Annotated in this window: 1 protein-coding gene (running past one end of the window); it reads left to right on the forward strand. The window is 70.4% G+C overall.

Annotated elements, in window-relative coordinates:
* Positions 1-17,273 carry the final stretch of a tetratricopeptide repeat protein gene (locus tag AB0H83_RS34340; protein ID WP_360102401.1) on the forward strand. The gene continues 23,395 nt to the left of window position 1, outside the view, so only the last 17,273 of its 40,668 coding nucleotides appear in the window; the start codon falls outside the window, past its left edge; its stop codon occupies positions 17,271-17,273.
* Positions 17,274-17,453 lie beyond the last annotated feature (180 nt).

Consider the following 17,453-nt stretch of genomic DNA (forward strand, 5'->3'; position numbering starts at 1 on the left):
CGACGAGCGATCCGTATGTGCTCGGTCTGATCAAACTCTCCCTGACCCAGGCCGGCCAGTCGGCCGGCCGGCGGCGGGGCATCGGGGGCTCGCCGATCGACCTGGCCTCCGGCGGTGATCCCGGGCAGTCGGACGTGACCGGGCTGAGCGGATCGCTGAACCATGCGATGCGCAAGGGCCTCAGTCACGACCGGGCGACCAGACAGACCGGTGGTCGCGAGTTGCTGGAGCTCAACTTCCAGCGTGCGTACAGCTTCCGGGCGCCCGTCAGCTACTCGCTGCTCATCGGCAAGACGAAGCGGGCGAAGCTGCTGCCGGACAGCAACCGGGTGCCGGCCCACCGGTCCGTTGACGACGTCGAGCCGATGATCTACGTCATGTCCGAGCCGGACGCGCTGGAGCACTACGCGAACGGCGAGGTACCGCTCGACGCGGATCAACTCCTGGACATCCTCACCCGGCGGAGCAGCGGCGAACTGCAGATCTCGGACCAGTTGATGGCCCGCGTCCTCATCCGGTGGTCGAAGGCAGCCGCCGGCACGCCGGATGATCCGCACCGCGAGCTGCGCGCCGACACCGCCCGCGAACTGGCCCGCGACCATGCCTGGGCGGACGTCGCGGTGCCGGACGAGGTGGCCAGGGAGTTCCAGGAGGAGTTCGGCGTGCCGTTGCGGACGCCGTTGCGGACCCGCCGGCTCGACCTGCCGCCGTACCTGCAACCGGGGAACGCCTCGCTGGGCCACGGCGGCATCCACTCGCTCAAGCTGGACGACGGCCTGCAGTTGTCCGACCTGCTGGCCGAGGAGGTGAACAAGCTCGCGCCCGGCCTGATCGGCATGCCCCACGACAGGATCCCCCGGGAGGCCGACCCGGTGCACCGGCGATGGTGGCACCGTCATCCGCAGGCCAGCCCGTACGTCGGACGCCTGCAGGGTGGGCTCGACCGCATCCAGGCCCTCTTCGACGGCGGGCGGGACCAGCCGCTGCTCGAACAGATGCTGGGCCCGGACGGGTTCACGCTGCCCTTCCCCAACCCGCACGCCTGGTTCGGCGAGAACGTCGTCGAGACGAACATCAAGGCCCGGCTGGTGACCGCGCCGATGCTCGGCGACAAGATCAAGGGCAGCGGCCTGGAGAACTACCGGCACCGCTACGTCGAACGCCGCGCAGCGACGCGGGTGGGGTTCAGTCGCGGCACCTCCGCCGGCTTCAAGGGAACGATCGACGATCGGCCCGATCCGGACCAGACGCTCGAGGAGAAGCGTCGCGACACGCAGCAGAAGGTCACCGGCGGTCCCGGCGTCAGGTGGGCCGACGGGTGGAGCCGCGCCCAGACGACGACCGAGCAGTTCACCTACGAGTCGACGGCCTACGACTGGGAGGACTACTACCGGGCGGACACCGGCGTCGAGTTCACCATCGAGACCCGGCTCGTCAAACTCGGCGGTCGCCGCGTCACCAACTGGCTGACCGGCAGGGTCATCGCCCGCTTCCGCCGGTTCATGTCGGCACCGGGCAGCGTCCCGACCATCATCCGGGTTCCGGTCACCACCATCCGGGTGGCGTTCGCCGTCCTCGGTGACGTCGCCAAGTGGCTGGTCAGCCCGATCACCGCCGGGTTCCGCGCGGAACGGGACCACCGGCACTCCGGCCTGACCCGAACGGTCCACGGCCGGATGGTGCAGAAGATCCCCCGGAGCGTCGTCGAGGCCAAGCCGATGTCGCCGCCGACCGGCCTTCGGGCCGCCCTCAACCCGACGGAGCTTCCCAAGGATGCCTACGTCGACGGGGTACAGCTGCACGGCGCGGAGGCCGCCAGCCGCCGGGTGCTCGGCGCGCTCTTCAACCGCCCGATCAAGTGGAACCGCTGGTGGCCGTCGCGCTGGGTGACCCGCGCCGGGTACCACACGAGCGTGTCCGTCCGGGCGCTCACCAGCCGCGACCTGCTGGCGGCGAACCTCCTGCCCGCCGCGTTCAACCCGGACGGCGTGCAGTTGGCCGAGGGGGCATTCGTGCCGGGGCACACGAGCCGGCGGGCGGACCTCACGTTGCGCGGCCGGCTCGAAGACATGGAGGTGATCGCCGAGCACGAGAGAACCGGCACGGGGCGGTACGTGAAGTACCAGCAAGGCGTGAGCGTCTCGATGACCCATGACACGCCCTACGTCTCGCTCAGTGCCGACGCGGGTGGCCCGGCCAGGCTGACGGTCACTGACAACGCCAGCCCGGGCGAGTCCTACGGCGCGCACCGTACCGAGGGCGACACCGGCGTGGACCGGCAGGCGCCCAGGTCACACACCAGCACGTACGCCGACGCGCACCGGCGCGAGGAGCACGTGAAGCAGCAGTACCCGGAAGTGCTCGTGCGGCTGCACGCCAGGTACCGGCTCGAGGGCCAGAAGCGGATCGTGCACTGGTGGCGCCCGACCTCCATGGGCCGGCGTCACACCAGCGACGAGTTCAGCGGGGACGTGTACGTCAAGATGCTCAAGTCCGACTACGAGGCGTTGGTGGAGGAACAACGCCGCGCCGAGTTCGGCCGCAGGACGGAGATCGAACGCCGCACCGAACTCGGTCGAGGCCTGCACGCCGCCGAGCGCGACCGCACCCGCCCGCGGGTCGGCGGACCCGGTTCGCCGACCCTGAACCTGATCGACGCCCTGGGGCGGATCGACCCCAAGGACGCCGAGGCGGCACCTGCCGATCGACCGGACATGGCCCTGCGGGCCCACGCGCGTCAGCTCGCCCGGCAGGTCCGGATGGGACCGGACGACGTCCTCGTCGTCGAGGTCCGCGAGCCCGAGCGGCAGCGCCAGCTCGTCCGGACCCTCGACACCTGGGCTGGGCACACCCTCACGCCGGAACAGATCGCCGCCGTACACGCGGCACACGCGGAGCACCCCGGCGTCGTGGACATCGTCACCCTGATGACCGACACGGTGGGCAGCACCGACCCGACCGGCCCCAGGACCGAACCGCCCCTGCTGGCACACCTGTACAACGAGCCGCTCCGCGCCGCCCGTGCCCTGGCCCGCGAACTGCATGCCCCGGTCGAGCTGCGGGTGCACGCCGCGACAGGGGCGGTCAGCACCCGATTCAGCGTGGCGCCGGACGGCTGGTACATCGGGCTCGATCCCGCGATCGGCAGCGCGAGGCCGTCGGTCGTGGAGGCGGCCGTCGATGGGCTCCCTCAGGAACTGATCGACGAGGTCGTGCGCCTGGGCATCGGCCGGGACGAACTGGCCGGGCTGGCCCGCGACAGCCTGGGGTCGTTCGCGACCGAGGTGGCACGGTTCATCCAGGACCGGCAATCGGCACCGGAAGCGGCATCCCTGCCGCTGACCCGCGAGCAGGGCGACGCGCTGGCCGAACGCGGGCTCATGGCGGAGGATCAGGCGCCCGGGCCGGACTCGTGGCTCGAATCGCTCATCACGACCGCGCGGCAACACCCCCGGCCGTCGCCCGAGATCGAGCGGATTGCGGAAACGACCGCCGACGAGCTGAAAACGCTGATCGCGAAGTTGCGCGGCCTGCCGGACAACGCTCCGCTGCCGCCATGGCCGGCCATCGCGACCATCCTGGGTGTCAAGATCGAGACGATGACCGGCAGCGGAGGCTCGACCTTCAGCGGGCCGGACACCGGCCTGCCGCCGCTCGTGCTGGCCGAGGTGGGCGAGAACGAGTTCCGCCCCACCGAGCCGGTCGACCTGGCGTCGGCCCGCGCCGTTGCGTCGGCATCGGGGGGTGCGACCGGTACCCGTGATGAGGGCCGGGAGGTGCTCAGCCGGGCCGTCAACACCCCACTGCCCCCCGATACGGACCTGCCCCTCGAATTGGGACTGTCCCTCGATCTGGGCCTTCCGTTCGACCTGGACCTGCCCCTCGGTACGGACCTGCCCCTCGACACGGACCTGTCGTCCGGCCCGGCACCGCTGCGCGACGTGCCCGCCGATCCGCAGGCCGGCCATCGGCACGACCTCGGCGCGGACTGGCAGAGCGCCTACGACGAACTGATGCGCGACATCAGCGACGTCGACATGGCCGACCAGCAAAGAGAAGGCTCCGAGTTCCAGAGTGTGGTCGAGCGCATCGGGCGGCGCGCAAACATCGGCGGCGACAGCTCACGGGTCGAGCAGGTCCTCCTCGCGAGCTTCGGCGAGCAGCTGCGCCAGAGCCTCGGCGACTGGGCCACTACCGCGGATGGGGTCGCGCTGATCCGCGGACACGTCGTAGGCGCCCTGCAGGACGACATTGGCCGGTATCTCAACGGTGACGGTGACCACCCACTGACGGACCACCTGGCGAGTTGGGGAATCATCGATGTGGAAAACCCCGGCGAACGTCGGCGTCTCATCGATGCGATCCGCGCGAACGGCCCGTGGGACCGTGACTCGAGCATGGCCATGGCCGACATCGAGCTGTCGGCGCTCGGCCTGGCCGCGGTGGCACTGGACCAGGCGGAGCCGCACCACCTCGGTCGGCAGGGGGTCCGGCCGACGGCCTACCTGTGGGCTGCGCCGGACGGCATCGACGCGGTCGAGCGGTCGTCGCCGCACGACCCGGTGTGGGAGGTTTCGGAGTTCCCGCCGACCCGACTCACTCCGGCGCCTCTGTCGTTGAACCGACGGGCCGCTGAGCTCCTCGGCGGCTACGAGCTTCTCCTCGGCGCGCGGTTCCGTCGAGCTCGACGGGCGGCCGAGGCGGGCCGGCACCGGGCCACGCCGGCGGAGCTCGACCGTGCCGTCGACGCCTTCTACGAAGCCCTCGGCACGCACGAGGAGTACAGGCTGGCATACACCCTCGGCATCGTGCTGCAACGAGGCTTCCAACTGCTGACGATGGTCATGGTGAAGCCCGACGACCGGGTCGTGCAGGCGCTCCAACGGCTCAACGACGAGTTCGGCACGCGCTACCCGGTGGACGACCCGCTGCATCTTGACGGCATCGTCGCGGTGGCCGAGGAAGCTACGCGGTCGATCCAGTCGTCGGTCACGATGAGCCCGTCGAAGGCCCGCGCGCTTCTGCACGAGGAGTACGTCACCCAGCCCGAAGGTCCGGAGCAGCAGTCGAACGGGCCGTCGGCCACGGAACGGCTCGCGGACGGAGATTTCGTCCTCATCGCGGTGGATGCGGATGTGGCCATGGCCCGCCTGCCGGTCTGGGCTCGCAACCAGATCAGCGAACTCGGTTGGGGCCGGTACCTGGTGGACCGGACGAGTACGAGTCGGGGCGCACTGCGCGCGGTGCTCGCCGTTGCGACCGGAGGCGCCTACGACGACCTGCCGATGACGTCAATCCCCGGCCTGGCGCCGCTGCACGGCGTGACCTGGAGTGATGTCGCGGGTGGCGCGGTCCTCTGGGGCGCATGGGCAGAACGGCCGACCTTGGGCGCATTGAGCCGGCTCCAGGCCCAGGCCCTCAATTTCGCTCTGCGCACGCGCATCGGCACCTGGCCCGCTGACATCTTCGGCGAGGCGCTGAACCCGTGGCGGCCCACCACGCTTGACCAATGGGTCGAGCAGCGCGTTCGAGACTGGTTCGGCCTCGGGGCGCAAGCCAAGGTGGGCCCGGCCGAACGGCTCGCCGCCCAGCGACTGGACGATCTGGTGGCCGGTCAACCCCTCGCCCAGTTCGCCTCCCGCGCCGATCTGCAGGCGCTGGCGACCGAGGTGGGCATACTCCGCGAATCGCCGGACGAGGCCCTCGCTGCGCTGTTCGACACCGTCCGCACAGAGCATCCCCGGGCGCTGCTCGCGGGCGATGGGATGGTGACCGGACGGCTCGGTCGTCCGGCACCGTCAGCGCTGGTGAAAACGCTCGTCGACGCTCGCACCGTCGCCGACGACCTGGTGAGCCTGCCGCCCGACCTCGGCGAGGAGCTCGACAACTGGGCGTGGGTGTTGGAGGGGGCCGCGGCCGTCCGATCGGACCCGACCACCGCCGGCGACCCGCCCGATCCGGCCTTCGCGCATGCCGTGGACGAGGCACAGAAAGAACTCGACGAAACCCGCCGGGAGCGGGAGGCACACGTGGCCGGGATCGCCGAAGCGTTGCGGCGCACTGAGGGCGGTCTCAAGGCCTTGGACCTCCTGGACGCCCTCGACACTGCGGTGACGCTCACCAGGGGCGCCGTGGCGCTGCGAAAGGTGCACGCGTCAATCCGGGACCACCGCAACTCCATCAACCGCCTGTTCACCCCACACACCGATCGACTGCGGCCGGCCGTCGATGATCACCTGAACCTCGGCAGACGGGTCTGGCCCCTGGCACTGCGCGAGCGGACGCTCTACCTGCAGCAGTGGATCGACGCAGGCCAGGCCGCCGGCCATGACGTGGCCTCCGTTCGCGACGACTGGGAGCGCGTTTCCCAGAAACTCGACCGTGCCCGTGACATCGCGAGCCGCTGGCAGACCGAGACACCGCCGGCCGCGGGCTGGGTCGCGTACGAACTGGTCAGACTGCGGGCCGAGCAGCAGGCGGTGACCGCATTGGACAGCGACCTGCGCGCCCTGCAGGCCCGTCTGGAGTCGTGGCCGTCCGACCTCAAGCCACCCTCCCAGGATGAGATCTCCCCCCTGCGCCGGGAGCTGCTCGGCCTCCGGCAGCGACTCTCCGACGCCGCCGGGCACCGGGCGTCGGTCGACCAACGCGCGCAGAACCTGCTGGGCGCCCTCGACGTGGCCGGCGTCGGCGAAGAAGCGGCACACGACGTGTCCGCTCTGCGGACGCCGATCGCCGGCGCCGTCGCCGCCGTCACGGACGCCACCCGGCGGGCACTGGCCGCCGACTCGGACACCAACCCGTACAACTACTCGCCGCGCCAGGTGCGCGAGCGCCATGCCTTGCTCACCGAGCAACTGCGAGCCGCGCAGGCCCTCGAACAGGTGGTGACCGAGGGCGAGGAAGTCGCACGCGGGATCGCCGCGCCTGCCGGCCTGGTGCGGCAGATCGAGCAACTTCGCGGCGAACGGTCCGCGCTCGCCGAGGCAGTCGATCCCGAGCTGGCTTTCGGCAACTTGCGGGACGCGTTGGGAGCATTGACGGCGGCCGGGGTCGACACGTCCTCGATCCAACGCGACATCGACGAAACGCAAGAACGGGTAGCGAGGAGGCCACAGCCTTCCGCGCGGCTGTCGCACGGCCGGATGCCAGGAGCCGACCTGCTCGAGGCCCACCGGGACCTGATCGCATTGCAGACGGAGGTCGCCGCCGCCAACGAAGACCTCAACCGTGTCAAGGAGTTGTTCGCGCAGGTCGACCGCCTGCGCGCCGGCGCACCGGTGACGCCGATCGAACTGCCGGTCACCGCGCAGTTCCGTGTTGTCACGGACTACGTCGTGCGCAGCAACCCCGACTCCACCACTACACCGTTTCGCCGTTACGACGGCCTTGACGTCGCCGGCGGGCAGGACGCGGCCGCTCTCGCTCTGCCCGTGCAACGGCTTGAACTGGAGGATCACCGCCCGCCGCTGCAGGTCTCAGGCGACGGAACACTGGCCGTCAGCGCCGCGGCCGGAGCGCAGGAGTTCTACGCCACCGAGCAGGTCGTGAACCGGGCGAACGACGCCCTGCTCCTGGCCGGGAGCCAGATCAGGCTGGTTCGGGATCCGAACCACACCATCACCTTCGACCTGGCCGGCACCGAGCGGACGCTGGACCGCATGATCCCGGAGTTCTCTGATGGCCTGCCCGACAATGCCTGTCGTGACTTCGCCGCTGCCGTGGTCGGAGATCTCCTGAACTTGGTCGTCTTCCACGGGCTCACGTCAGCGGCGGGTGGCGCGGTGAGCGAAGTCAACGCGGACGACTCGCTCGAGATCACCGGCATGCACACGCTCGCTCGGGCGATGGCGGCGTTCGTCGACGACCCCGGGACCGACCCGTCGGCGATCAGGCCGGGATGGGCGGCGGTTCAGGTCAGCCGTGATCCGCGCGAGACTGGTGGACCCGCCCTCTTGAGCGTCCTTCCCGGCAAGGAGTACGGCAGCGCGCTCAGTCTGGCCCCGGAGAACGTGGCTCGGCGCCGCAAGCTCGATGCTCTCGCCCGCGCCATCGGCGTGAACGCGCACGCCTACGTCGGTGTCGGCGGCGCGTACGTGACGAACAGCATCACCGCGCAGGGCCGGGACGGAAAGCCGGTCCTTACGAACTTCGCCCGCGAGGACGTCAACAACCCTTGGGGCTATGTCTTCGCCGCCCCGGTCGCCGAAAGCGAGGACGGCCACGTCCAGGTAACCCTGACGAACAACACCAACGACTTCGAGGTAGACCGGGCGATCCGGCGGGCGATCGACCTGAATCTCGCCCAGCACGCCGGCCGTGCAGCGGCACTACGAGCAAGCCTGGCCGAACAAGCCGGAGCCGATACGGACGGCGCCACGCGCCGCCGACTGGCTCTGGTCGACGCGCTCGCCGAGCTGGAGCGCGGACGGCGCGAGGTGGATCCGGCCGGCCACACGGAGGAGCTCGAAAGACTGACCCAGACCACGGTCAAGGCGATGCACGACATCGTGCGCCACACCCTGCCACACCCGCGGGATCTCTGGAAGTTCGCCATGCACAGCCGCTTCCCGGGCCAGACCTTCCATGACCTCACCGCACGCCTCGACCCGAAGCAGGAAACGCCCCGGGTGGCCAACCCGTTGACGGTCATCACCCTCCCTGGCCTCAACGGACTGAACCGGCCTATCCGGATCACGTTCGCCCCTGGCAGCTCGGCGATCCCGCCGAGCAAAGAGGGCGTCGTCAACACCGCGCGTGCCGTCGCCGCCTCCGTGGCTCGGCAGGTCGTGCGACAGGCCAGCTTCTGGCAGAACCAAGGGTCGGGACTGCCGACCGTCGTTGTCGAGGCTCACGGCGATGAACGTTTTCGGCTGGCCCGGGCCGGAGCCGTGGAACAGGCCCTTCGGGAGGAGATCGCCGCGCTGCTGGACCGTCTTCGCGACGCGTCCCCCGCCTTCACCGCCGAAGACATCCCGATGCGGGTCGAGGCCGCGCGGGCGCCCACGTCGGACGACGAAACCCACATCGCGATCCTCGAACCGAACTGGGCGGCACTTTCGAGGCCGCGCCCGCGCATGTCCGGAATCGTTGCCGAGAACTACCGCACCGAGCTCGAAGAATTCCTCGGCCAGTATCCGGAGCTGCGGATCCCCGACGACCAGATCGACCGCCGGGTCGCCGACCTCGCGTCGATCGCGGTCAATGTGAGTCTGGAAGATCGCGGAGGTGTGCTGCGCAATCCGGATATCCGCGCACAGATCACCCGACTGGCGGCAGTCCTCTACGAGGACACGGAATTGATCTCGGTGATACACGATCTGCTCCTCTCCGCCTCGCTCGTGCCGACCCGCCAGATTCCGGGCGATCGACAGGTCTTGCAGGTCCTCTCGCCCACTGTGCTGGAATCGGTACTCGAAGGGCTCAACGACGATCTGTACGCGGACCGCGGCCCGTTCGACAGTTCAGGCACGCTGGCTCATATCGGCTACCGGCCCGACCAGAACCTGGCTGAGCGGCTGGCCCGGCTGAGCCTGCTCAACCTCCACCCAGATGTGCGGGAGTATCTGCTGTTCGGGGGGCTGCCCGGCTACGGGGCGGGGCCCGCCGACGGGGGACTGCTCAATCTGGTTCTGGGCAGCAACGCTCTGGGCGAGATGATGCTCGTGAGTCAACGCCCCGCTTCCCGTCCGTCCTTCGGCGCCGCGGCGGCCATTGACCAGGACGTCCTGCTCCGGTCCTCGTCGCTGATCCCGGTCCTGCTCCTTGTCGGGGAGCAGTTGGCCCTCGAGACCGATTCCCGTATTCGGTTCGATCCGAGTCAGGACCGGGCCGGGAGTGCGCAGCGGACGTTCACGCAGGGCGTGCTGCGTGAGATCGCCAACGTCAGGTCCACGTTCAGACGCATCGAGCAGGCCATGAGATCCGTGCTTGACAGCGATGCCGGCCCGGCGACCGTCCGTCGCGTCACGGAGGTCCGGTTCATGATGATCAATGACTGGCGAGCGGCGATGCAGCGCCTGGCGGTGATTGCCGGATCCCCCGTCGTCCGGCGGGCGACGTTGTCCCGCCCGCTGCTGTCCAGACGCTCCTCAATGTCCCGATCTCCGTCGCTGACCTCGTTGCGTTCCTCGCAGAGCCAGACGGGCATCAGCTCACGTCCTGCGCCGCGACTCGACACGGACCTCTACCGCAGATACGTCTACAAAGCCTTTCGATTGCCTGGCGTCGTCGAGCCGCAGCCGATCGGGGACGAGGCGTTCGAAGATGCGCTGGCCGGGCAGAGGTTCTGGGACCACGTGCGAAACGAGGGGGGAATACTGGTCGGGCCACACGACGCGCTGCGCCATGTGTCGGTGTTCATCTCCCCTGCCGGGCCGATGCTCGAGGTGGTCGACTACGCGGCGATGCGGACCTGGGTCATCCGGCAGGACGAGATCGTGGACTGGGCACGCGGGCTTCCACAGCCGCCCCTACGGCAAATCGCATCGGGTCGAGCCGTGCTCGCCGGCAACGTGGCCTTCGCGGCGACACGGCTGATCGCGGGCGGTCAGCCGTGGTCGGCGCAGGAACTGCTCGCCGCCGCACAGGTGACGAGCCGAGGACCGAACCGACACGTCGTCTGGTTCAACCGGACAGACACCGAACGCGCCGGACAGCTGGTGCCGGAGCCCGACGAGCTGTGGCTCATGCTGAACGGCCACGACGGCACCTCCTATTTGGACGGACGTCCGGTTCCTCCCGACATCCTGGCCCAGGTGTTGGTGGCACTCGGTCTGGCGTTCTCCACCGTGGTTCTCCTGGTGAGCGAAGCCGGGCGAGGGTTGTTCGTCGCGAACCTCCACGCCAGTCTGGAGGCAGGCCTTTCGAGCGGGGAGAAGCCGGTCCCGGTGACGGTGCGGGCGACCGAGGAGCAGGTCGCGGTCGCGGCCGACGGCACCGTGTTCGCCTTGGAGGTGACGCGTCGGGCGGACGGGGCACCGGATGCCAACCGGTTGGTGCGATTCGAGGACACGACCACCCCGCGGGCCGGGCGGGCAGGGGCATCGACCTCCCTACCCGCAGGCGCGGATCCGCTCGAAGAGCACGGCGCGATCACGCTCATGGGGTTCAAGCGGACCGCAGTCGACAGTGCGGAGCTCAGCTCGGAGACCACCAGCCAGCGCTCCGAGTGGCTCGGGGCCGATCAGGCGTCGCTGCACCTGGTGGATCAGGTGGCGCCGGCCCGGCCAGGCGGGACCACCTCCGCGGTCGGCCGCGCCCTCACCGACCCGGACGTCATTCGCAGGTATCACGAACTCGCCACCACCCACGTCGACAAGCTTTCCGCGTCGGTAGCGGGTGGACGGCTCTCGGCGCTGGGGACACTGGCGCGGCACCTTTCCGCGGTGGCCGAGGTGCCGGCCCTGGCTGTGACGGTCGGGCCACTCGAGCCGGGACGCGCCAGCAAGATCGACGAACCTCACCAGTCGGTGACGCTGTCCGCGGCGATCAACGATCCGGCGACCCTGGCGGCTGAGCTGCTGGTTGCGTTGATCCGACTGCACTCGCCAGGAGCGCTCGACGACCTGGAGCGGGTGATCGAGCAGGCCCGCCAGCACCTGGGCGACCTCGGACCGCTGGTGCCGCCACCTGATCCAGCGCCCCAGCGGGAGAGCGAGGCACCACTGACCCGGGCCGAGCGGGAGGCCGCGTTGGTGGCCGAGTTCGGGCCTGACGGTGCCGATCTGCTGCTGCTGGACGCGGCGGCGATCACGCGCCGGGTCGGCCTGGGGGCGCCTGACGGGACCGACCTGGCGGACACATATCCCGTGCTCGGCTCGCTCGACGAGGCGACACGTTCCCGGCTGACCCCGGCCGAGGAGATCTGGCTCGTCGCCGGAGAGGCGCCGGTGCTGCTCGACGTCGCGGAGGCGCTGCGCGTGGACCACGACGCCGCGGTGGCGATCGCGCGGGAGTTCGGTCGCCAACGACGAGGACCGGATGCGGCGGAGCCGGACGACACCCTGCCGATGCTGAACCGCCCACTCGCGGTCCAGGCCGCCGTGCTGGCCGATGCTCGCCGGTATGCGGCGTGGACGGCGCCCGACGGAGACTGCTGGTTCAGTTCAGTCCTCCGGGCGGCGGCGGAGGTGCAGCATCCGACGCCCCAGATCTCGACATTGCCCAGGTTGACCCCGCTCGAACTGCGCCGCCACCTCGGCGAGCTGCTCGACAGGTCGCCGAGGCACAGCGAGATGCTGGCCAACATGGCCGGCTCGCTGGAGCGGTACCGAGCCTTCCGGGGCGAGATCGACCAGCCGCGGCAGTGGACGCACGAGCTGTGGGACGAGCTCCTGCGGATAGCGCCGGACCTGCTGGGGATCCGGATATCGGTGCTCAACGTCGACGGGTCGGAGACCATGTACGGGTCGGCCGGCGGACCGGTCCTGCACCTGGTACGTCCGGGCAACCATTACATGCCGGCGTTGCGCCGTCCCGCACCGGTGACGTCTCCGGCGGACCGCCCCGGCCCGGCTGCGGATCGCCGCGGCGACAGTTCCGCGGGCGTCGATCGGCCGGCTGTGGACCGGCCGCCTGCCCGCTTGTACTTCCCGAGGCCGGGCGTCGCGGCGGACGCGGTGGCCGGTGCTGCGCTCCCGGGCGTGCCTGGTTGGCTCGTCGTCGGGGTGCACGGTGATCTGGACTCGGGTCGGGTGTGGCTGGATGACGCGTTGGTGGACTGGGAGCGGCTGGCGGTTGCGATCGAGCGCTCGCAGCGTTGGCAGGACGCGGTGGCGCGGGCTCGGGCCGCCGGGACGACGCCGGACGTCATCCTGGTGTCGTGCGACGCGGCCGCCCCTGCGCAGTGGATGGTGGCAGCGCAGTTGTTGCGGCAACGGTTGGACGCGCGGCGGTTGATGGCGTCGACGCATCCGGTGGAGCAGCTGTCGGGTGGCGTGGTGCGGGCGGTGGCGGAGGAGCCGGCCCGGTGGCTGCTGTTCACGGCGGATGGGGTGGCGACGTTCGGTCCGGACCTGGCATCGGCGGTCGCCGCCGCGGATGTCGAGGAGTTCGGTCGCTCGCCAGAGGTGAGCGTGCCGGATCAGGGCGCCTTCGACGCCGCGGGCGGCCAGCACACCTGGGGCTCCGGGATGGAGCGCGAACACGTACACACCCGTTTCGTCCGCCCCGGCACCATCCTGCCGGCTGTCACCGGAGTCGCGAGGCGGGCGGACGCCGAACTGCGCGTGGACGCCGACGGCGTGACCGGCAAGGTGTTGGAGGTCGTGACCGGGGTCATGCCCGTCCACGACGATGAACGGCGTACCGCGACCAAGGCATCGACGTATGCGGCGCTCGACGAGATCGATCGGCGACTGCAGGGCGAATTTCGTGAACAGCCAGTGGATCAACGGCTGCCCGGGTTCACCGTCGAACCTGCCGGCGAAGGGTTGACGATCTTCAAGCCGCGAAGGGGAGACTGGACGGGGGACCAGCACACGTTCGGCATCGTGCTGGAGGGAATGTGGTGGATTTCCCAGTTGCACCAGACCTACGAGCCCCGTGCTGAGGACGCGACCGACAACCCGGCCAGCCACTTTGGACGGTGGCTGGCCGAGCGGTGGTTCGGCGGCATCGATTCGTTCTTCAGCCCGGCAGCCACGCTGGCCGGCTACGGCAGATTGCTGTACACCCTCCACCACGGCCAGATGTCGCTCTACTCGGACGACCGACCTGCGGCCAAGCACCATGTCAGCCTGCTGCCGCGGCACCCGCTCGACCGCGTGCACGACGGGCTGCCGGACGAGCTCCAGTTGGTACTGGAGGTGGACCAACCGATCATCGAGGGGCGGCTGGCGTACCGGTACCAGCTACTGCACCCCGTGACCTACCAGAAGATCATCGACCTGCGCGGTGGCCCGCCTGATCTGAGTGCGCCACTGCCTGACCGCAACTACTCATTGGGGCAGTATCTCCGGACCGGCTTGGCGCCGAACCCAGGCATGTCGATCTCGCCATGGGAAGCCTGGAAGATCCACACCGCGGTGCCAGACCTTGACCAGCTCATGCATGCCGCGCTGGTCGCGACGGAGTTCCGCGCACTCGGCGACCAGTCCGACGCCATGGCGTCCATGCAGTACAAGGCGGATCACGGCTTCTGGCAGGTGGCTACGCGCCGTGCCTACTGGAACGTGGTCAACCCCCGGGTCGTGGTGAACGCGGGCTTGACCCCGGATGACCTCGACGTGATGGCGGCTGAACTGCGGGGCCTGGCCTCGCGGGTCGAGCCGGCGGGTGCGGCGGCGCTGCTGCTGGGTGCCGTGTGGCGGGGCGCGGCGGCGTTGCTGGCGTCGCCGGGTGCGGCGGCGTCCGATGTGGGGTTGGGCAGGGACGGGTCGCGGTTGGACCTGTCGTTGTTGGCGCCGGAGTTGCAGGCGGTGCCGGAGGCGTCCCGGTCGCGGGTCGCCCGGGCGGCGGTGGAGAGTCTGCACATCCGGATCAACCCGGCGACGCGAGCCCGGGTCGAGACGGTGGACGCGATCGCGGTGGACCTGTCGCCCGAAGCGGTGCAGGAACTGCGGCGATGGTTTCCCAACGCGTGGGTGCACATTGCCGGATCGAGCTTGGAGCCGGTGCGGTTCGCCCAGCCCGCGGACAGGTACGCCGGTGCGAACTCGGCGCCGGTGCTGGTGGACATCGACCGGTTGGAGCAGCGTCTTGAACAGTTGAGGCAGGCGCGCGGATCGTTTGAGGGCTTGGCGGCGGCGATCGGTGTTCCCGGTGGGCCGGACGCCGAGCGGATTGTCCGGGACGTGGCCTACGTTACGGCTGCGGTCGTCGGGCCCGGCTTTGTCGAGGCGGATCTGGTGCCGTTCGGGCGGCTGGCCACGATGACCGAGCTCACGCACCTGGACTGGGAAACGTTCGAAGTGCTCGTCCAGCTTGCGCGGCGCTGGCCACCTGACCCGGTGCCTGCGCTGGTCTTCGACACCGGGCGGGTCGCGGTGTTGGCTCAGGTGGCGGCCTCGTTCGATCACCAGCCCACGCTGCGCGAGGTGCAGGATGTGGTGCGCCGGTCGCCGGAGCTGTCCGGGGCGTTGGGGTATTTCGCGCCACCCGACGTGTTCACGTTCACTGACGAGCGGGTCCACACGCCGCGGCTGCTGGCCCGGCTACGGACGCTGGCCGGTCAGGATGGCTGGGCAGCCTTGGCGGTTCGGGTGGCCGGGGAGTCGACTCCGGGTGACCCTCGCGTGTGGGAGGCGGCCCACGTGGCGGCCGCAGCGTTCGGGGGCGAGTTCAGCGAGGCGGACCTGCTCGCGGTGCGGCGGCTGTTGGACCTGTCGGCCGCGCCCGACAGCCCCGATCGGGACGAGTCGATCGGCTGGCGGCGCATCCTGAGGTTCACGTGGCGGCTGCTCCACCGCACAAAGATCTCGATCGAGGAGCCGGCCCGGCTGCTGCTCGAAGTGATGCGGGAACTGGGGCGTGGCGATGTCACCCAGCCCGACCTGCGGCGCCTGATCACGCAGATCGACCCTTCCAGCAGCCCGGCGGTCGCCGAACTGGCCAAGCTCTGGCGTGCGGAGCTGCTGAGCCAGCTTCCCGTGATGGACGTCCACGCGGTTCGGCTCCAGCTGCACAACTGGCGCCGCCGCGTCCCGCCCGACCAAAAGGCGGACGCTGACGTCAAACAGATGCTCCAGGAGGTGATCGCCCTCGCCGGTGCGGCGTACTCCCCGGCGCTGCCGAGCAAGAAGCAGCTGTTGGACATGCGTCGGCTGCTGGCGGTGCCGGTGCAGTCGGGGGGTCGGCGCCCGCGTACCTGGTCCGAGCTGCAGGAGCTGGTGCGGGCGCTGCGGGGGCCGGCGCGACCGCAGCCGGTCGCGGTGGACGGCGTCGAGGGCGATGTGGCGGACGTGCGGTCGTTGCTGGACACCGTGTCGGAGGTCAGGCCCGCTCTGGAAAGCCAGCCGGTGCGCCTGAGCGATCTGCAGCGGCACTGGACCCCGCCCGCGCCGAGCCCGCTGACGTTGCGTGGTGGTGGCCTTTCCGATGCGGACCTGTCCGACGTGGACATGTCAGACAGCGACGATGACGACCACGGGCAGCCGAGCGATCAGACAGCCCGGCAGGGAACGATCCCTACATCGTCCGCGAACTCCGCCGGCGTGGGGCCTGTGCAACGTTCCTCCGTCCCGCGGCCGAGCGTTGAGCGGCCTGGCCCGTCGCGGACTCCCGACGGCCAGGGTTCCGCCGCGGCCGTCGACCAACCTGCGAAGGTGTCGCACCCCGGGATCAGTTGGGCTCCGGCCCGGGGCGCCGCACGCGGTCGTCGGATCGGGATCGGAAGTCCAACTCATCGCTACCTCAGCGCGAAGAATGCCGATGAGCGGCGCCAGGTGCTCCGCGACGTCCTGCTCTCCGGGCCGGCCGGGGCGCGAAGCCAGCTCGCCCGCCTGGCCCAGCAGCACGGTGCCGACGCCGTCCAGCGTGGGGACGCGGCCATCATGGCCGCGGTCGCAACGCTGCTGGAGCGCTCGCAACTCCGACCCGAGGAGACAGCGGCGGCCATCGCCCAGATCCGTCGCGGCCGAGGGCACCTGCCCGACGCCGCAGCCGACGCCTGGCGGACGACACTCACGGCCGTGCAACGCCGCAACCCGGCCACCGCCCTGCAGACAGCGATCCGGGCCCTGGACCCGCCGGCCACCACCCCGGGGCCGGTCACCGCGCAATCGCCCACCCGGGCACCGGCCACCGCGCCCACGCTGACACCGTCCACAATGGATGCCGGAAGACCGGCGCCGGCTCCCGCGGCCGCGCCGGCGTCGCCCGCTGGGGATTCGCGCCGGCTGACCCCGGACACTGCGGGCGCGCCGGCGCCATCCACAGTGGAGCCAGCCGCTCAGCGTGGCGCCGACGGAACGCTCCACGATGCTCCGGTGGCCCGGGCGTTCCACGCGGCCACCGACAACCCCGGCCGGCGCGCCGTACTGCTCGCCGCGCTGCCGGGATCGGATCATGCCGCTGTCGCCGCGCTGGCACGGCTTGCCGACGATCACGCGGCCACGCCGGAGGACCGAGCCGATGCCGTCGTGCTCAATCTTCTCGCAAAGGCCATGTCCGACGCTCCCGACTTCGTCCTTCACGGTCGCGGCATCGCCGGCCTGGAAAGGGCGGTCGCGTACGAATGGATCTCCGCGGTCCTGCTGTCGCGGGCACGCTCACCCCAGCACGCCGAGCGCCTGACCGCCCTGCTCGTCAAGGAACTTGCCCAGTGCGTGTGACCGGTGGCGCCGTGCACAGGATGCGGGGATCGTCGTCGGGGACGCTCAGGGCGACCACGCGGTCGCGTCGGGCGGCCGACGGTGCCGGGGCAGTTGCCGCTCGCTCCAATCGTCCGGCGGCACCGTCTGGCCTTGTACGGACGGCGTCGCACCGACCCGGCCGGCGCGATCTGACCGTTC

This window comes from Dactylosporangium sp. NPDC050688, assembly GCF_040654515.1.
Classification (GTDB): Bacteria; Actinomycetota; Actinomycetes; order Mycobacteriales; family Micromonosporaceae; genus Dactylosporangium.